Raw genomic sequence first — 17,267 nt, forward strand, 5'->3', positions numbered from 1 at the left:
CATCTAGCGTAATAGTATTGATATGTTGCGATGGAGTCCGAAGATGGGCAGGAAAATTATGGTGGTCACCGCCGCGTACGGTGCGGAACAGGTGCGACAGGCGGGCGGTCAACGGGCGATGCTCCCCGTTATTGCTGGCGCGGGGGCTGACGGCGTGGAGATCCGCCGGGAACTGTTCAACAGCGAAGAGCTGCTGGCGCTGCCTGCGCTGGGCGAATCCATTGAGCTGCTGGGTCTGCTGGCGTGCTACTCCGCACCCGCCGCCCTGTTTATGCCCGACGGCACCCTCAACCCGGACCTGCCCCGCTATCTTTCTGAAGCCAACACCCTGAACGCACTTTGGCTGAAGGTGTCCCTGGGCCATTTCCGCGACGCGCAACCTCTGGACGCCCTGCGTACGCTGCTGAATACCAGCGGCATGGCGCTGGTCGTGGAGAACGATCAGACCGACTGCGGACAGCTCGCGCCCATGCAGCGCTTCCAGGCCGCCTGTCGGGAAATGGCGCTCCCCGTCACGCTGACCTTCGATATGGGGAACTGGCTGTGGGTGGGCGACTCCCCTGAAGAGGCCGCGCGTCATCTGGCCCCTGCCGTGAGCTATATCCACGTGAAGGCCGCCGTGCCGCATAAAGATAACTTCCGCGCCGTCGCACCGGACCGCGCCGATGCACGCTGGCTGGATCTGCTCGGCCAGTTGCCTGCCGATGCCCCGCGCGGTATCGAATTCCCGCTGGAAGGGGCGGATTTAACCGCCGTTACCCGCCATTACGTCAACCTGCTGCGCGAGGAGTAAACCATGCACAAGACGCTGGATGTCATCACGATTGGTGAAGCCATGGCCATGTTTGTCGCCACCGAAACGGGCGAACTGAGTGCGGTGGAGCACTTTATCAAACGCGTCGCAGGCGCAGAACTGAACGTCGCGACCGGCCTGGCGCGTCTCGGCCTGAACGTGGGCTGGGTCAGCCGCGTGGGGGATGACAGCTTTGGCCATTTCGTTCTCGATTCGCTGAAAAAAGAGGGGATTGATGCTGCAGGGGTCACCCTCGACGGACGCTTCCCTACCGGCTTTCAGCTTAAATCCAAGGTCGAAAATGGAACCGATCCCATCGTGGAGTATTTCCGCAAAGGCTCGGCTGCAAGCCACCTTTCTGTCGCGGATTACCACGCCGATTACTTTGCCTCCGCACGTCATCTGCACCTGAGCGGCGTAGCCGCGGCACTCTCTGCCAGCTCGTATGAGCTGCTGGATCATGCCGCGACCACCATGAAAGCCCAGGGGAAAACCCTATCGTTCGACCCCAACCTGCGTCCGGTGCTGTGGAAAAGCGAAGCGGAAATGGTGGAGAAACTGAACCGTCTGGCGTTCCGGGCGGACTGGGTTCTGCCAGGCCTGAAAGAAGGGATGATTCTGACCGGCGAAAGCACGCCGGAAGGCATCGCCGACTTCTACCTGAATAAAGGGGTAAAAGCGGTGGTGCTGAAGACCGGTGCCGATGGCGCGTGGTTTAAAACGGCCAACGGCGAGCAGGGCGCGGTCGCGGCAGTGAAGGTCGAGAACGTCGTCGACACCGTCGGCGCAGGTGACGGCTTTGCCGTGGGCGTGATTAGCGCCCTGCTGGAAGGTAAAACGCTGCCGCAGGCCGTCGCGCGAGGCAACAAGATTGGCTCGCTGGCCATTCAGGTGCAGGGCGACAGCGAAGGATTACCAACACGAGCACAGCTCGGCGTTTAAATTCCCTCTCCCTGTGGGAGAGGGCCAGGGTGAGGCAGCAAGCCGCACCAGATAATTAAGCCACCGTGTACCCTACAGACAACGGCGGTAACAACCTCAACAACAGAGGCAAGCCTATGAACAGTTCGACCAATGCAGTAAAACGCTGGTGGTACATCATGCCAATCGTGTTTATCACGTACAGCCTGGCGTACCTTGACCGTGCCAACTTCAGCTTCGCGTCCGCCGCAGGGATCACCGAGGACCTCGGGATCACCAAAGGGATCTCCTCCCTGCTGGGTGCCCTTTTCTTCCTGGGCTACTTCTTCTTCCAGATCCCCGGCGCGATCTATGCGGAACGCCGCAGCGTGCGTAAGCTGATCTTCATCTGTCTGATCCTTTGGGGCGCCTGCGCGTCGCTGACCGGCATGGTGAACAATATTCCTGCCCTGGCCGCCATTCGCTTTATCCTCGGCGTCGTTGAGGCGGCGGTTATGCCCGCGATGCTGATCTACATCAGCAACTGGTTTACCAAATCTGAGCGCTCGCGCGCGAATACCTTCCTGATCCTCGGTAACCCGGTCACGGTACTGTGGATGTCGGTGGTGTCCGGCTACCTGATCCAGTCCTTCGGCTGGCGCGAGATGTTTATCATTGAAGGGGTACCGGCAATTATCTGGGCCTTCTGCTGGTGGGTGCTGGTGAAAGATAAACCAGCCCAGGCGAAATGGCTTTCCGAAGATGAAAAAGCGGCGCTGCAGGCGCAGCTGGATAAAGAACAGCAAGGTCTGAAGGCGGTGCGTAACTATGGTGAAGCCTTCCGCTCGCGTAACGTGATCCTGCTCTGCGCGCAGTACTTTACCTGGAGCATTGGCGTGTACGGCTTTGTGCTGTGGCTGCCGTCCATTATCCGCAGCGGCGGTGAAAACCTCGGCATGGTCGAAGTAGGCTGGCTGTCATCCGTACCGTATCTGGCGGCAACCATCGCGATGATTATCGTTTCCTGGGCGTCGGACAAGCTGCAGAACCGCAAGCTGTTTGTCTGGCCGCTGCTGCTGATTGCCGCCTTCGCCTTTATTGGCTCCTGGGCCGTGGGCGTAAACCACTTCTGGGTCTCTTATACGCTGCTGGTGGTTGCCGGTGCGGCCATGTACGCCCCTTACGGACCGTTCTTTGCCATCATCCCGGAAATGCTGCCGCGTAACGTCGCCGGCGGTGCAATGGCATTGATTAACAGTATGGGTGCACTGGGTTCGTTCTGCGGCTCCTGGTTCGTCGGCTACCTGAACGGTGCCACCGGCAGCCCATCCGCATCGTACATCTTTATGGGGGTGGCGCTTTTCGCCTCGGTATGGCTTACTCTGATTGTTAAGCCTGCTAATAATCAACAACACCCTGTCGGCGCTCGCCACGCCTGAATCCTTAAAAAATCAACGGAGATTAGCATGAAGCCGTCCGTCATTTTGTATAAAACCCTGCCGGAAGATCTGCAGAAACGCCTTGAAGAGCACTTCACCGTCACGCAGGTGAAGAACCTGCGCCCGGAAACCGTGGCACAGCACGCCGACGCGTTCGCGAGCGCGGAAGGCCTGCTGGGTTCAAGCGAAAAAGTGGATGTCGCCCTGCTGGAGAAAATGCCGAAGCTTCGTGCTACCTCAACCGTTTCCGTGGGTTACGACAACTTCGACGTGGATGCGCTTAACGCCCGCAAAATCCTGCTGATGCATACCCCGCATGCTCTGACGGAAACCGTTGCCGATACGCTGATGGCGCTCATGCTCACCACGGCCCGTCGCGTGGTGGAAGTGGCTGAGCGCGTCAAAGCGGGCGAATGGACAAAAAGCATTGGTCCGGACTGGTTCGGTGTGGATGTTCACGGCAAAACGCTGGGCATTGTCGGTATGGGGCGTATCGGGCTGGCGCTGGCGCAGCGCGCGCATTTTGGTTTTAACATGCCGATTCTGTATAACGCGCGTCGCCATCACAGTGAAGCCGAAGAACGCTTCAACGCCCGTTACTGCGAGCTGGATGCCCTGCTGCAGGAAGCCGATTTTGTCTGCCTGGTGCTGCCGCTAACGGACGAAACCCGTCATCTGATCGGTAAAGAGGCGTTTGAAAAAATGAAGAGGTCAGCCATTTTCATCAACGCGGGTCGTGGCCCGGTGGTGGATGAGAAGGCGCTGATTGAGGCCCTGCAAAACGGTGAGATCCATGCAGCAGGTCTGGACGTGTTTGAGCAGGAGCCGCTGCCGGTGGATTCCCCGCTGCTGACAATGCCAAACGTCGTCGCCCTGCCCCACATCGGCTCAGCCACCCATGAGACGCGCTACAACATGGCGGCCACCGCGGTCGATAACCTTATCGCCGCCCTTAGCGGAAAGGTGGAGAGAAACTGCGTGAACCCGCAGGTGCAACGATAGAAACGAAAAAACCCGCCAGAAGGCGGGTTTTTAAATTCTTTGCTACTGGGTTGGAAGCTTACAGGCTTACAACGTTACCAGCTGCTGGGCCTTTAGCGCCGCTTTCGATGGTGAAGGACACTTTCTGACCTTCGTCCAGAGATTTGTAGCCATCGTTCTGGATAGCAGAGAAGTGTACGAACACGTCTTTAGAGCCATCGTCAGGAGTGATGAAGCCGAAACCTTTATCAGCGTTGAACCATTTTACCAGACCAGTCATTTTAGCAGACATAGAAATTACCTTATTAACAAATATATTGTGCCTTCCGGCTTGATGGATTGCGTTACAGATTTTTAAGCGATGAAGGAAGGGTCACTACGAAGGGTATCTATGGATAACAATCTGGACTGCTTTACTAAACTGCTTTAGGTCTGTGTAACAAACCGACGGGAATAGTTATACCGATGTGGTAGAGGAATGACAAGCGTTATTTTCGCAACGCATAAAAAAACCCCGCCAGAAGCGGGGTTTTTTCGGTTTATTCTGTGGCAGCGACTGCGGCACTCCAGGCCTGGCTGAAGGCCTGATGCTGAGAGGCCAGCGGCCCAATCAGCGTATTGTACTGGCTTGCCTGCTGGGAGGTCGGGAACTGAATACCGTTGGCAACAAAGCTTACCTGCGTATTCTGCTGGGCAATAAAGTCACCCACCTGGACCAGCTGCTGCGTGAAGATTTGCGCGGCCGGAATCAACGGTTGCAGTGCTTCTGACGGTTTGGTCACCACTTTCTCATACACTTTGTCGAAGACCGGTTTGAGATCGTCGCCCTGCTTCAGCGCAGAACGTGACGCGTCAGCCTGCATTTTCGCATTCTGCAACTGCTGGCTCAGCACGCCAAGCGCACCGTTGGACTGACGCAATGGTTCACGCTGCGTCATGTAATCCTGTGGAACGCGGATGGCGTTCACGCTATCCACTACCGGGCGGATACCGGAGTCCATCGCCTGGCTCACCTGCTGTGAATAACCATAAAGAATGGCGTAATCGGACACAAAGGGGCCAAACTGTTTTTTCTGATCCGCAGTCAGCGTTGGCAACCGCTCGCCGCTGCGCATCACTGTATTCTGCAGAAAATCGATAAACGCTTTGCGCTGATCGCCTTCTTTATCAAAACACCCACTCAGGCTAACAACCATCAACAACGCCGCAATAGGCGCAAACCAGCGAGAGCAGGACTTTCCTGTCGCCATTTTATTACTCCTTTCACCCAAAAAAGCGCACACCGGCACACGCGTGCCCGACGCTGACAAGGATAGTCCAGGTCAGCCTTGCAAGATACTCTTTTCATGCAAAACGGCTATTGCCGATTTATTTCTTACCATTTACAAAAAAATACCTGGCGAAGCCGACATATGACTAATCAGGGAATTAGCATAACTCTCCATATTGCTGAATCGGATACAGCGATCGTTACCGCACGATTAATCACACCCGTGACGATCCTGGGTTGGTATTAGGGACTATTCTTAACTGGCTCTCTGATGTTCTTGATCACGATGTGAGATTTAAGAGGAGTCCTCAATGGAATATAAAGATCCTGAGTTTGAGCTGCTGAGCAGCCTGGAACAGATCATTTTTAAAGATGTACCGCAGACGATTACCCTGCAACAAAAATCCAATCCCTTTACAGAATATGAGCAATTGCGCAAAGGGACAGGACTGAAAACCGAAGAATTCGCCAGAGCGATGGGTGTCAGCGTGGCTATGGTGCAGGAGTGGGAGTCAAAACGTGAGAAACCCACCCCAACCGAGTTACGGCTGATGCGCCTGATTCAGGCCAACCCTGCACTCAGCAAGCAGATCGCGTAGTGAAGATTGAATGCCCCCGCCTTTGCGGGGGCTTGTGTTTTACAGGCTATCACAACGCCACCCCGCCTCTTCCCACACCAGCTCATGCGTTAACGTTAAGCCGCTTAAAAACGCCTCATCGTGTGATACCACCAGCAGTGCCCCAGGGAAACCGGCCAGCGCCGCTTCAATGGCCTGGACTGAAGCCAGATCCAGATGGTTGGTCGGTTCATCCAGCAGCAGAAGCTGCGTGGCCTCCGCGCGCCACAGCACGCAGGCCAGGGCAGCCTTAAGACGCTCACCGCCGCTGAGCGCCGCCAATGGGAGCATCACTTTGTCAGCCCCCAGTTGAAGCTGCGCTAAACGGGTTCGCAATACCCCCTCTTCCAGAGGGGTATGACTCAAATTGAGATGCGTCATGACCGACTGCGAGAGATCGAGACGGGAGAGATGCTGGTCGAGATAAGCGCAGCTGACGGACACTTTACAGCTACCCGAACGGGGGGCAACCTCGCCGAGGAGGGTTTTTAACAGCGTCGACTTCCCGCAGCCGTTCGGTCCCTTTAACGCCACGCGCATCGGTCCGTCCATCCGCCAGTTGAGCGGAGGAACAGGTACATGCTGCAGCACCAGATCCTCCAGCACCAGCACCTGCTTCCCCTCCGGGATCTGACTTCCCGGCAGGGTGAACATGACCGGGTTATCGTCTTCAACCCGCTCACGCGCCTTGTTAACCGCGGCGTTCAGCGCTTCATTTTGCTCGCTGTGCTGTTTTTTCCAGGAGCCAATCCGCTCCTTTGCCGCGCCTTTATATTTGACCCGCTCGAACGATGCGATATTCAGGGTATCGACGGTGCGTAACGTCTTTGCCGACCGCCGCTGGCTGTCATCATGCTCTTTTTGCATGCGCGCGCGGGTGCGTTTGCGCTCGGTTGCCGCATGTTCCAGCGCCGCGCGGGCAGCCTGCTGTTCGGCATCGCGCTGGGCTTGATAATCCGCATAATTTCCGCCGTAGCTGCGCAGACCCGAGGCGCTCAGCTCAAGAATACGCGGCACCTGCTCCAGAAGTTCGCGGTCATGCGAGGCCACCAGCACGCCGCCCTGATACCGACTCAACTGGTCGTAGAACCACGCCCGGCCTTGTCGATCCAGATGGTTAGTCGGTTCGTCCAGCAGAAGAAAGTCCGCGCCCGCCGTAAACGCCCCGCACAGCAGGGCGCGGATGCGCTCGCCGCCGCTGAGTTCTATGGCGGGCTTATCAGGCTCAAACGGTGGGAGCGTCGCACTGATAAACGCTTCGCTCAGACGTTCGGCTATATCCCAGTGGCCGTCGAGCAACGCCAGATCGTCAGGCTGATAATCACCACTGTCAATGCGCTTACGCGCAGTAAAAATCGCGTCATACCCGAGAAGTTCAGCCAGCGTCGTCTGCGAAGAAATAACATGCTGCTGCGCCACCCAGGCATGCGAGCCAAAGCGTTCAATATGACCGGTAGCCGGTTCGTCCAGCCCCGCCAGCAAGCGCAGCAGACGCGTTTTTCCGCTGCCGTTGCGGCCAACCAGCGCGCACAGGGAGGGTTCCAGCGTGAGATTCAGCGGACCAAAAAGGGTATCGCCCGTAGGAAACTGACAGGTGACCTGATGCAAAATAAAAGAAGGGGACTGCGCAAAATGAGCCATAAGCACTCCTGAATGAAATCAAAAGATCCCCTGCCGACGCGATGGCGTTTAGCAAGGATCGAAATTCATCAGTCGTGTTTGTTCATTTTTGGGGGGCACTCCAGCGCGAGAAAGTTAACGGGGATAAGGATAGCGGGAATGTGTTGACCATTTCAAGGTTAAATTTTCAGCAACACACTATAAAAAAACCCGCCGAAGCGGGTTTTTAGCATTTGTCACAACGGGCACATTACTGCAGCAGCGAAATATCCGCCACGCGCAGGAACAGCTCGCGCAGTTTCTCGAGCATAGAGAGACGGTTAATACGCAGCTCTTTATCTTCTACGTTTACCATCACTTTCTCGAAGAAGGCGTCGATGACGTCACGCAGCTCGGCCAGCTCCACCAGCGCTTCCTGGTAGCGACCTTCCGCGAAGACCGGCTCGAGCTTGTCGCGCAGCACCACAACCTGCATCGCCAGGGCAATCTCCTCCGGCTCTTTCAGCGTCGCGGCGTTTACGCGCTCGTTCAGCGTCTCGTCGGACTTCGCCAGGATGTTGGAGACACGCTTGTTGGCCGCCGCCAGAGCAGATGCCGCTTCCAGCGTACGGAAGTGGGAAACCGCCTTCATACGCGCATCGAAATCAGCCGGACGGGTCGGACGACGCGCCAGCACCGCCTGAATGGTGTCGACGGTGTAACCTTCATCCTGATACCAGGCGCGGAAACGACCGAGCATAAAGTCGATCACGTCATCCACAACGTTGGCGTTGGTCAGCTTGTCGCCGTACAGACGCACCGCTTCTTCGGTCAGGGTCTGCAGATCCAGGTTCAGGTTCTTCTCAACGATGATACGCAGCACGCCCAGCGCAGCACGACGCAGCGCAAACGGGTCTTTGTCGCCTTTCGGATGTTGACCGATACCGAAGATACCCGCCAGGGTGTCCATCTTATCGGCAATTGCGACAGCACAAGCTACCGGGTTGGACGGCAGTTCATCACCCGCAAAGCGCGGCTGATACTGCTCGTTCAGGGCAACCGCCACGTCTTCCGCTTCGCCATCGTGACGCGCGTAGTGCATGCCCATCACGCCCTGGGTGTCGGTAAATTCGAACACCATGTTGGTCATCAGGTCACACTTGGAGAGCAGCCCTGCGCGGGTCGCGTGGTTAACGTCGGCACCGATTTCACGAGCGATCCAGCCGGACAGCTCCGCAATACGGTCAGTCTTGTCGCGCAGCGTACCCAGCTGCTGCTGGAACAGTACGGTCTGCAGGCGTGGAAGATGATCTTCCAGACGCTTTTTACGGTCGGTGTTGAAGAAGAACTCGGCATCCGCCAGACGTGGGCGCACGACCTTCTCGTTACCGGAGATAATCTGGCTCGGATCTTTCGATTCGATGTTCGCCACGAAAATGAAGTTTGGCAGCAGCTTGCCGTCGTTGGCATAGACCGGGAAGTACTTCTGGTCACCCTTCATGGTGTACACCAGCGCTTCAGCCGGAACGGCCAGGAATTTCTCTTCGAACTTCGCGGTCAGCACAACCGGCCATTCCACCAGCGAGGTCACTTCTTCCAGCAGGCTGTCGCTCAGATCGGCTTTACCGCCAATCTTACGCGCCGCGTCTTCCGCGTCCGCTTTGATTTTGGCTTTACGCTGTTCATAGTCAGCAATGACCTTGCCGCGCTCAAGCAGGATTTGCGGATACTGGTCGGCATTGTCGATGGTGAACTCAGGCTCGCCCATAAAGCGGTGGCCGCGAATCACGCGATCGGACGCCACGCCCAAAATGGTCGCCGGAATAACGGTGTCGCCCAGCAGCAGGGTCACGGTGTGAACCGGACGCACGAAGTGCACGTCGGACGTGCCCCAGCGCATCAGCTTAGGAATGGGCAGCTTCGCCAGAGACGTGGCAATCATGTCCGGCAGCAGCGCTTCCGCGCTTTCGCCTTTCACATGGGCACGATACAGCAGCCATTCACCTTTATCGGTGGTCAGACGCTCGGCCTGATCGACGGTGATGCCGCAGCCGCGCGCCCAGCCTTCCGCCGCTTTGCTCGGCTTGCCTTCCGCGTCAAACGCCTGGGCAATCGCCGGGCCACGTTTTTCGACTTCGCGATCCGGCTGAGACGCCGCCAGGTTTGCCACTTTCAGCGCCAGACGACGCGGAGCAGCAAACCACTCAATTTTACCGTGCGCCAGGCCAGCGTTATCCAGCTCGGCAGTCACGTTCGCAGCAAAAGATTCAGCCAGGCTGCGCAGGGCTTTTGGTGGCAGCTCTTCGGTGCCAATTTCCACCAGGAAAGTTTTCTCAGACATGGCCGCCTCTTATTTGTTTCGGTTGCACATCGGGAAGCCAAGGGCTTCACGGGACGCATAGTAAGCTTCTGCAACGGCTTTGGTCAGGGTACGAATACGCAGAATGTAGCGCTGACGTTCAGTCACGGAGATCGCTTTGCGGGCGTCCAGCAGGTTGAAGCTGTGGGCGGCCTTCAGAATACGCTCGTAGGCAGGCAGCGGCAGCGGAGTCTCCAGCGCCAGCAGCTGCTGCGCTTCTTTCTCATACTGCTCGAAGCAGGTGAACAGGAAGTCCACGTCCGCGTATTCGAAGTTATAGGTGGATTGTTCCACTTCGTTCTGATGGAACACGTCGCCGTAGGTGGTTTTACCCAGCGGGCCGTCGCTCCAGACCAGGTCGTAAACGCTGTCTACGCCCTGAATGTACATCGCCAGACGTTCCAGACCGTAGGTGATCTCACCGGTGATCGGCTTACATTCCAGACCGCCAACCTGCTGGAAGTAAGTGAACTGGGTCACTTCCATGCCGTTCAGCCACACTTCCCAACCCAGACCCCAGGCACCCAGCGTTGGGTTTTCCCAGTTATCTTCCACGAAACGGATGTCGTGGATGGTGGGATCCATACCCAGCTCTTTCAGCGACCCGAGGTACAGTTCCTGAATGTTGTCGGGTGATGGCTTAATCACCACCTGGAACTGATAGTAATGCTGCAGACGGTTCGGGTTCTCACCGTAACGACCATCGGTCGGACGACGGGAAGGCTGCACATACGCGGTCGCCATTGGCTCTGGCCCCAACGCGCGCAGGCTGGTCATCGGGTGTGAAGTGCCGGCGCCGACTTCCATGTCCAAAGGTTGAACAATGGTACAGCCCTGACGAGCCCAGTAATCCTGTAAGGTCAGGATCAGGCCCTGGAAGGTCTTGGTATCAAACTTTTGCATAGTATTTCGTGCTGGATACGTGTGGTTTTAAATGGAAGGGACCAGTATACCCGCTGGCTGCAAGATATACAGTACGAAACGGGGTTGTTTAGGGAAAATTGGGAAATAAGCATTCACGCCAGGGCGCTGACGGCGTCTGGCTGTTGATTATGCGAGCAGGCTAGCGCATGGAGAGGTGTAAAAACTGGCCGTCCGCATCAAACGAGCAGACAAAGCCTTCTTTACGCGCCGTATAGCCCTTGAGCTCATAGCTGCCCTGAAAGCGCTCAAACCCGGTGACGTTGATTTTCTGCACGTCCGAGTTATAGCGGCGTGCGGCCTGGTCCTTGCAGAGTGACTCCATATTCAGTGAACGTTCCGGGCTCATTTTGCCCTGCTGGGCTTTTTGCACTGGTGCTTCTTGTGGCGCACTGCATCCTGCCAGCATGAAAAGCAGAAAGAGTGATGCCACACGCTTCATCATCATTTTTATTACCGTCCTGGTCAGTGGCTGTTATTTTTAGTATCAACACGTTTATAGATTATGGTCAGCCATTCTGCGAATCTCGCGGTCTCCCGGCAAGCCTGCGAATAAAACTCAGAATTTTCCAAACGAAGACTTTTGGACAATGGGAGTCACACTCACTTTACAGGGAATACGAGGAACTGATGCCGTCAAAAATTAACTGGATTGATAACCTGCGAGGAATAGCGTGTCTGATGGTGGTCATGATCCACACGACGACCTGGTACGTCACGAACGCCCACAGCATCAGCCCCGTTAACTGGGATATCGCCAATATTCTCAACTCTGCGTCGCGCGTCAGCGTGCCGCTGTTCTTTATGATTTCCGGCTTTCTCTTTTTTGGTGAACGCAGCGCGCAGCCGCGGCACTTCATCCGCATCGCGGCCTGCCTGGGGTTTTACAGCGCCGTTGCCCTGCTCTATATCACCCTGTTCACCTCCATTAACGCCGGGTTATCCCTCAAATATTTGCTGCAAAAGCCGGTGTTCTACCACCTGTGGTTCTTCTTCGCCATTATCGTGATCTATCTGGTCTCTCCGCTCATTCAGGTGAAAAACGTTAGCGGGAAAATGCTTCTGGCCCTGATGGTGGTGATTGGCATTGTCGCCAACCCGAATACGGTCTCGCAGAAAATCGACGGATTTGAGTGGCTGCCGGTGAACCTCTATATCAACGGCGATACCTTCTATTACGTGCTTTACGGCATGCTGGGGCGCGCCATCGGGATGATGGACACGCAAAAACGCGGTCTGAACTGGCTCTGCGGGGCACTGTTTATCGCCGGCGTGGCGGTGATTTCACGCGGGACGCTGCATGAGCTTCAATGGCGCGGTAATTTTGCCGATACCTGGTATCTCTACTGCGGGCCGATGGTCTTTATCTGTGCCGTATCGCTGCTCACGCTCGTTAAAAACACTCTAAATGCGCGTCCCCTTCCCGTACTGAGCGTCATTTCACGACACTCTCTCGGGATTTACGGTTTTCACGCGCTGGTGATCCACGCGCTTCGGACACGAGGCGTCGAGCTTAAAACCTGGCCGGTGCTGGATATCATCTGGATTTTTGCTGCGACCCTGGCGATCAGCCTGCTGCTGTCGATGCTGCTGCAAAAAATAGACGTTCGCCGCTTCGTCAGCTAACGCTTCGCTGCCGGGCGCGATGGTACTGGCGCGGGGAGGAAAACCCTGCCGCCAGGGAAGCCTGCTCCACGCCGCGCCCCTGCAATAGCCACTGTTCCGCCACCGCCAGACGCAGCTGCTCCAGATAATCGCGGACGCTAATCCCTAAATGTGTCTGGAAAAGCCGGGTAAGATGGCGTGGGCTGACGTGCGCCAGCGCGGCGATATCAGGCAAGCTCCACGCTTTTTGCGGCTCGGCGGTGAGCGCATCCTGCGCCCGATGAATCGCCGGATGAAGATGATTGCGGTAGCGTAGCCAAGGGGAGAGCTGGGGATCGTCACCAGAACGGCGGAACCAGACCACCATCTCGCGCGCCACATTCAGCGCCTTTTCGGGGCCGCACAGGCGGTTAATCATATGCAGCGCCAGGTCGATGCCCGACGTGATCCCCGCGCTGGTCCAGATGTTCTCGTCCTGCACAAAGATGCGGTTTTCTTTAATCGTCGCCGTAGGGGCCGCGGTGCGTAAACGGCTGATAACGTCATGGTGAGTTGTGCACTGTTTGTTATTCAGCAGGCCCGATTTCGCCGCCAGCAGCGCGCCAGAACAGACGCACATCACCGTGATATCCCGGCGCTGAATAATCGGCTGCAGGCGCATCAGCCAGTGCTGTATCCGTAACGCCTGTGGTGTCGAAAACTGAGAGCGGGAGTCGCTCACGCCGGGCAATACCAGCAGGCACCCCTCTGGAAGACGTTCCGGCAACGGCTGGATGCCGCTCATCGTCAGACCTATCGACGTCGGAACCTCCGGCTGCGGGCCAATGTAATGCAGACGAAACGCGTCGCCTGCCAGCACAAAGGTTTCTGCCGGGCCGGTCATGTCTAATGACAGCACCCCGGGCAACATCACGAACCAGACGTCGATGGGCATTACAGTGACTCCAGCGTCTCCGCTACCGTTTTAATGTCGGCAAAACGCCCGGACAGTACCGTTTCGGTACGGTGGCGAATGTCCGCTGCGCTAAGGGTAATGCCCTTGTAGGTCATGGGGAACGTCAGCGTTGCCTCGCTCACAAAGGTCACAGCATAACCCAGATCGGATGCCACCCGGGCGGTGGTTTCACAGCATTGCTCCGTGCGAATGCCGCAGATAATCACACTATTGATATCGCGCTCGCGCAGCCAGCGATCGAGCCCGGTATCCGTGAAGGCATTATGAACGTGTTTCTGGAAAACCACATCCGGCTGATGACGCAAAAAGGCCATCGGTTTGACATAGCCGCTTTCCAGCGTAAATGGGCCGTCTTCATCCACATGAAAAATATCAACGACCGGAATACCGCGCGCCTGGCAGCCTTCAATCAGCCCCAGCATCGCCTGCTGAAACGCGGGAATGTCATCCTCCTGCCAGTAATTGCGGTGATGGAAGGACTGCTGAGTATCAATGTTGATGAGTGCAATGCGTGACATGATGGTTCTCCTCGCCAGTGGGTGTGACACCATACTGGCAAGGAAAGAAAGGCGCGCACAGACCAAAAAAGGACATCCTCGTGCCTCTCCCGGACAAGCGAATTTACGTCATCAGCGGCAGCAGCTGCTGGTAGATTTTGCGGAACACGTCGCGCCTTTCCGCGTACCGCGCATGGCGCGCCGCGTCAGGCAAATGCGCCTGTTCAAGCGTAAGCTGCGGCAGCAGTTGTGAAAGCGGTTTTTCCGGGTTCATAGCAATCTGCGCCAGACGCGCGGCGCCGAGCGCGGGGCCAACATCGCCACCGGTGCGGAAATCCAGCTGCAAGCCGCTGATGTCCGACAGCATTTGTCGCCAGTAAGGGCTTCGCGCACCGCCGCCAATCAGGGTGACGCTTGCGGGTTTCAGGCCGCAGTCGTGAACCACGTCCATTCCGTCAGCCAGCGCATATCCGACGCCTTCGAGAACCGCACGCGCCAGTTCTGCCGGACCATGCTGATGGGTTAAGCCAAAGAACACCCCTTTCGCTTCAGGGTTGTTGTGTGGCGTACGCTCGCCGGACAGATACGGTAAAAACCAGACGGTACCGGCATTTTCATCCGCCTGCTTTGCTGCGGCAATCAACGCAGGAACATCGGCCATCCCGGTCAGCTTCGCCGCCCAGTCCAGGCACGACGCTGCACTCAGCATCACCGACATCAAATGCCATTTTCCTGGCAGCGCATGACAGAAACTGTGCACCGCGCTTTCGGGATTGCTGCGATAGCCGTCACTGACGGCAAAATAGACGCCAGAGGTTCCCAGCGACAGCATCGCCTGACCTGCCTCAACCATGCCGACGCCCACGGCCCCTGCGGCATTGTCACCGCCCCCGGCAACCACCGGCACGGCAGACATATTCCAGCGTTCCGCAACGTCTGGCAGCAGTGTGCCTGTTACCTCGCTACCTTCGAACAGGGCGGGCATGTGTTCACGGGTCAAATAGCAGGCATCCAGCATCGCCTCGCTCCAGTCGCGTTTCGCCACGTCGAGCCACATCGTGCCGGCGGCATCAGACATGTCGGAGGCAAAATCGCCCGTCATACAAAAACGCAGATAGTCTTTCGGCAGCAGGACTTTCGCCACCTGACGGAAAATCTCCGGCTCGTGGCGCTGTACCCACAAAAGTTTTGGTGCGGTGAAGCCCGGCATCATCAGGTTGCCGGTGATCGCGCGGGAAGTGGGTACGCGTTCCTCAAGAAGCGCACACTCTTCTGCACAGCGGCCATCGTTCCAGAGAATGGCGGGTCTCAACACGCGATGCTCGCTGTCCAGCAAGGTTGCACCGTGCATTTGCCCGGCAATCCCCAGCGCTTTCACGTCACGCAGAGAATGCTGTTCACCTAACGCTTTGATTGCACGATCCGTTGCCTGCCACCACTGCTCCGGGTCCTGTTCCGACCACAGCGGATGCGGACGTGAAACCTGCAGCTTTTCAGTCTGCGTTGCTAACACGTCGCCCTGCTCGCTTAACAGGATGGCTTTCACACCCGATGTGCCCAGATCGATCCCGATATACATATAGTGGATTCCTTAAGTGAAAATGCCCGGTGGCGCTGCGCTTACCGGGCCTACAAGCTGGATGCCGTTATTTATCGAACAGGTAGTGATTGACCAGATTTTCCAGCAGCTCCTGGTGTCCGCTCTGGTGCTGCGGCGCCAGCTGATGGTGTTCAGCGTACTTCGCGATTTCCGCAAGCGATAACTGACCTTTCAAAATTTGCTGGCCCAGCTCACTGTTCCAGCCGCTGTAACGCTTCGCCACGCGTTTATCGAGCTCGCCGTCTTCAATCATACGTGCCGCTACCTTCAGCGCCAGCGCCATGGTGTCCATCGCGCCAATGTGGCCGTAGAACAGATCGTATTTGTCGGTGCTCTGGCGACGCACCTTGGCGTCAAAGTTCAGGCCGCCGGTAGTGAAGCCGCCCGCTTTGACGATCTCATACATCACCAGCGCATTCTCTTCCACGCTGTTCGGGAACTGGTCGGTATCCCAGCCCAGCTGCGGGTCGCCGCGGTTCGCATCGACCGAGCCGAAGATGCCCAGCGCAATCGCCGACGCGATCTCGTGGTGGAAAGAGTGGCCCGCCAGCGTGGCGTGGTTGGCCTCAATGTTCACTTTAATCTCTTTTTCCAGACCGAACTGCTTCAGGAAGCCATACACCGTCGCCACGTCGTAGTCATACTGGTGCTTCGTCGGCTCCTGCGGCTTCGGCTCAATCAACAGCGTGCCGCGGAAGCCGATTTTGTGCTTGTGGTCGACAACCATCTGCATAAAGCGGCCAATCTGCTCGCGCTCCTGACGCAGGTCGGTGTTGAGCAGGGTTTCATAGCCTTCACGGCCTCCCCACAGAACATAGTTTTCGCCGCCCAGCTGATGCGTGGCATTCATTGCCGTCACCACCTGCGTGGCCGCCCAGCTAAACACTTCCGGATCCGGGTTGGTTGCCGCACCTGCGCCGTAGCGTGGGTTAGTGAAGCAGTTTGCCGTGCCCCACAGCAGCTTCACGCCGCTTTCCTGCTGTTTTGCCGCCAGTACATCCACCATCTGCGCAAAGTTGTTCAGGTACTCTTTCAGCGACGCCCCTTCCGGCGACACGTCAACATCATGGAAGCAGTAGTACGGCACGTTCAGCTTGTGGAAGAACTCAAACGCCACATCGGCTTTGCGTTTCGCCAGCTCGATGGCCTCACCCGGCTGCTGCCACGGGCGGTCAAAGGAGCCCACGCCGAACATATCGGCGCCGTTCCAGCAGAAGGTATGCCAGTAACAGGCGGCAAAGCGCAGATGATCTTCCATGCGCTTACCCAGCACCAGCTCATCCGGGTTGTAGTGACGAAATGCTAAAGGATTGGTCGTTTTCGGGCCTTCGTAACGAACACGATCGAGTTGGTCGAAATAAGCTTGCATATTGAGCTCCATAATCAGGGTATGCGGCGAGTCGTTGATACAGGAGTAATAGTGAATAGACATTTTGGGTTGCTCAATTACGTTATTTCACACTGCTATTGAGAGAATGCACAACTGTGCGCTGGCTCGCAAAATAATGCGCAGGCAAACTATTTTTCGGCGCAGATTCCAGAATCAAATGTAATTAAGACGTTACGTATTTTAAAATCCGATCGCGGTCATAAATTCAGAAATAAACCAAATATCATAATGAGAAGATAAAAATCTGTAATTGCCAGCCTGCCTTTCCGCGTTAAAAATTTGCTGCGTCCCAGCAGTGAATGTTTCTTTTATCTCAGCAACACATACCCCTACAAAAAGGC

General features: G+C 56.6%; 16 protein-coding genes. 6 read left to right on the forward strand and 10 right to left on the reverse strand.

Annotation, left to right across the window (positions count from 1 at the left end):
* Positions 1-43: 43 nt before the first annotated feature.
* The 4 genes from N6P30_RS19230 to ghrB all read left to right on the forward strand — a co-directional run bounded on the left by N6P30_RS19230 (position 44) and on the right by ghrB (position 4,134).
* Entirely contained in the window at positions 44-793 is a 750-nt protein-coding gene (locus N6P30_RS19230; protein WP_032623049.1) for a sugar phosphate isomerase/epimerase family protein, read from the forward strand.
* Positions 794-796: 3 nt separating this feature from the next.
* Entirely contained in the window at positions 797-1,735 is a 939-nt protein-coding gene (locus N6P30_RS19235; protein WP_023294842.1) for a sugar kinase, read from the forward strand.
* Between the two features lie 116 nt (positions 1,736-1,851).
* Entirely contained in the window at positions 1,852-3,132 is a 1,281-nt protein-coding gene (locus tag N6P30_RS19240) for an MFS transporter (protein ID WP_023294841.1), read from the forward strand.
* 27 nt (positions 3,133-3,159) lie between these two features.
* A complete protein-coding gene (gene ghrB, locus N6P30_RS19245) occupies positions 3,160-4,134 on the forward strand; it encodes a glyoxylate/hydroxypyruvate reductase GhrB (RefSeq protein ID WP_023294840.1) in 975 nt (324 codons plus the stop codon).
* A gap of 58 nt (positions 4,135-4,192) precedes the next feature.
* Here ghrB and cspA read toward each other — a convergent pair whose 3' ends face one another.
* Together cspA and N6P30_RS19255 are read right to left on the reverse strand one after the other, a co-directional pair.
* Complete coding sequence (gene cspA / locus N6P30_RS19250; RefSeq protein ID WP_003860775.1) at positions 4,193-4,405, reverse strand: RNA chaperone/antiterminator CspA; 213 nt, start codon at positions 4,403-4,405, stop codon at positions 4,193-4,195.
* Positions 4,406-4,652: 247 nt separating this feature from the next.
* Positions 4,653-5,363 carry a DUF3053 domain-containing protein gene (locus N6P30_RS19255; RefSeq protein ID WP_008502756.1) on the reverse strand — a complete coding sequence of 237 codons (711 nt, stop codon included), beginning with the start codon at positions 5,361-5,363 and terminating at the stop codon, positions 4,653-4,655.
* A 331-nt stretch (positions 5,364-5,694) separates the two neighbouring features.
* Between N6P30_RS19255 and N6P30_RS19260 the strand changes: the two genes are divergently transcribed.
* Positions 5,695-5,982, forward strand: a complete 288-nt coding sequence (locus N6P30_RS19260; RefSeq protein ID WP_008502755.1) for an HTH-type transcriptional regulator — start codon at positions 5,695-5,697, stop codon at positions 5,980-5,982.
* Between the two features lie 39 nt (positions 5,983-6,021).
* Here the strand turns inward: N6P30_RS19260 and N6P30_RS19265 are convergent, their stop codons facing one another.
* From N6P30_RS19265 to N6P30_RS19280, 4 genes are all read right to left on the reverse strand, one after another.
* A complete protein-coding gene (locus N6P30_RS19265) occupies positions 6,022-7,641 on the reverse strand; it encodes an ABC-F family ATP-binding cassette domain-containing protein (RefSeq protein WP_023294839.1) in 1,620 nt (539 codons plus the stop codon).
* Positions 7,642-7,870: 229 nt separating this feature from the next.
* On the reverse strand, positions 7,871-9,940 hold the full coding sequence (gene glyS / locus N6P30_RS19270) for a glycine--tRNA ligase subunit beta (RefSeq protein WP_023294838.1): 2,070 nt from the start codon (positions 9,938-9,940) through the stop codon (positions 7,871-7,873).
* 9 nt (positions 9,941-9,949) lie between these two features.
* On the reverse strand, positions 9,950-10,861 hold the full coding sequence (gene glyQ / locus N6P30_RS19275; protein WP_003860141.1) for a glycine--tRNA ligase subunit alpha: 912 nt from the start codon (positions 10,859-10,861) through the stop codon (positions 9,950-9,952).
* A 160-nt stretch (positions 10,862-11,021) separates the two neighbouring features.
* Positions 11,022-11,327 carry a YsaB family lipoprotein gene (locus tag N6P30_RS19280; protein WP_023294837.1) on the reverse strand — a complete coding sequence of 102 codons (306 nt, stop codon included), beginning with the start codon at positions 11,325-11,327 and terminating at the stop codon, positions 11,022-11,024.
* A gap of 182 nt (positions 11,328-11,509) precedes the next feature.
* Between N6P30_RS19280 and N6P30_RS19285 the strand changes: the two genes are divergently transcribed.
* Positions 11,510-12,505 carry an acyltransferase gene (locus N6P30_RS19285; protein WP_008502751.1) on the forward strand — a complete coding sequence of 332 codons (996 nt, stop codon included), beginning with the start codon at positions 11,510-11,512 and terminating at the stop codon, positions 12,503-12,505.
* Here the strand turns inward: N6P30_RS19285 and N6P30_RS19290 are convergent.
* The 4 genes from N6P30_RS19290 to xylA form a co-directional block, all read right to left on the reverse strand.
* The gene (locus N6P30_RS19290; protein ID WP_023294836.1) at positions 12,498-13,418 is read right to left on the reverse strand and encodes a GlxA family transcriptional regulator; all 921 of its coding nucleotides are present in this window, start codon (positions 13,416-13,418) and stop codon (positions 12,498-12,500) included. The genes N6P30_RS19285 and N6P30_RS19290 overlap by 8 nt on opposite strands.
* Positions 13,418-13,957 carry an isochorismatase family protein gene (locus N6P30_RS19295; protein WP_008502749.1) on the reverse strand — a complete coding sequence of 180 codons (540 nt, stop codon included), beginning with the start codon at positions 13,955-13,957 and terminating at the stop codon, positions 13,418-13,420. The genes N6P30_RS19290 and N6P30_RS19295 overlap by 1 nt, the downstream gene beginning before the upstream one ends.
* 103 nt (positions 13,958-14,060) lie before the next feature.
* Positions 14,061-15,515, reverse strand: a complete 1,455-nt coding sequence (gene xylB, locus N6P30_RS19300) for a xylulokinase (RefSeq protein ID WP_023294835.1) — start codon at positions 15,513-15,515, stop codon at positions 14,061-14,063.
* Between the two features lie 67 nt (positions 15,516-15,582).
* Positions 15,583-16,905 (reverse strand): xylose isomerase, encoded by a 1,323-nt coding sequence (gene xylA, locus N6P30_RS19305; RefSeq protein ID WP_095428923.1) that lies wholly within the window; start codon positions 16,903-16,905, stop codon positions 15,583-15,585.
* Between the last annotated feature and the right edge of the window lie 362 nt (positions 16,906-17,267).

It is taken from the genome of Enterobacter sp. PL1 (assembly GCF_945957325.1).
Classification (GTDB): Bacteria; Pseudomonadota; Gammaproteobacteria; order Enterobacterales; family Enterobacteriaceae; genus Enterobacter; species Enterobacter roggenkampii.

Excerpts from the sequence above, each read along its gene's own strand:
- N6P30_RS19230 (WP_032623049.1), top strand. The coding sequence starts at position 44 with ATGGGCAGGAAAATTATGGTGGTCACCGCCGCGTACGGTGCGGAACAG.
- N6P30_RS19235 (WP_023294842.1), top strand. The coding sequence starts at position 797 with ATGCACAAGACGCTGGATGTCATCACGATTGGTGAAGCCATGGCCATG.
- N6P30_RS19240 (WP_023294841.1), top strand. The coding sequence starts at position 1,852 with ATGAACAGTTCGACCAATGCAGTAAAACGCTGGTGGTACATCATGCCA.
- ghrB (WP_023294840.1), top strand. The coding sequence starts at position 3,160 with ATGAAGCCGTCCGTCATTTTGTATAAAACCCTGCCGGAAGATCTGCAG.
- cspA (WP_003860775.1), bottom strand. The coding sequence starts at position 4,405 with ATGTCTGCTAAAATGACTGGTCTGGTAAAATGGTTCAACGCTGATAAA.
- N6P30_RS19255 (WP_008502756.1), bottom strand. The coding sequence starts at position 5,363 with ATGGCGACAGGAAAGTCCTGCTCTCGCTGGTTTGCGCCTATTGCGGCG.
- N6P30_RS19260 (WP_008502755.1), top strand. The coding sequence starts at position 5,695 with ATGGAATATAAAGATCCTGAGTTTGAGCTGCTGAGCAGCCTGGAACAG.
- N6P30_RS19265 (WP_023294839.1), bottom strand. The coding sequence starts at position 7,641 with ATGGCTCATTTTGCGCAGTCCCCTTCTTTTATTTTGCATCAGGTCACC.
- glyS (WP_023294838.1), bottom strand. The coding sequence starts at position 9,940 with ATGTCTGAGAAAACTTTCCTGGTGGAAATTGGCACCGAAGAGCTGCCA.
- glyQ (WP_003860141.1), bottom strand. The coding sequence starts at position 10,861 with ATGCAAAAGTTTGATACCAAGACCTTCCAGGGCCTGATCCTGACCTTA.
- N6P30_RS19280 (WP_023294837.1), bottom strand. The coding sequence starts at position 11,327 with ATGATGATGAAGCGTGTGGCATCACTCTTTCTGCTTTTCATGCTGGCA.
- N6P30_RS19285 (WP_008502751.1), top strand. The coding sequence starts at position 11,510 with ATGCCGTCAAAAATTAACTGGATTGATAACCTGCGAGGAATAGCGTGT.
- N6P30_RS19290 (WP_023294836.1), bottom strand. The coding sequence starts at position 13,418 with ATGCCCATCGACGTCTGGTTCGTGATGTTGCCCGGGGTGCTGTCATTA.
- N6P30_RS19295 (WP_008502749.1), bottom strand. The coding sequence starts at position 13,957 with ATGTCACGCATTGCACTCATCAACATTGATACTCAGCAGTCCTTCCAT.
- xylB (WP_023294835.1), bottom strand. The coding sequence starts at position 15,515 with ATGTATATCGGGATCGATCTGGGCACATCGGGTGTGAAAGCCATCCTG.
- xylA (WP_095428923.1), bottom strand. The coding sequence starts at position 16,905 with ATGCAAGCTTATTTCGACCAACTCGATCGTGTTCGTTACGAAGGCCCG.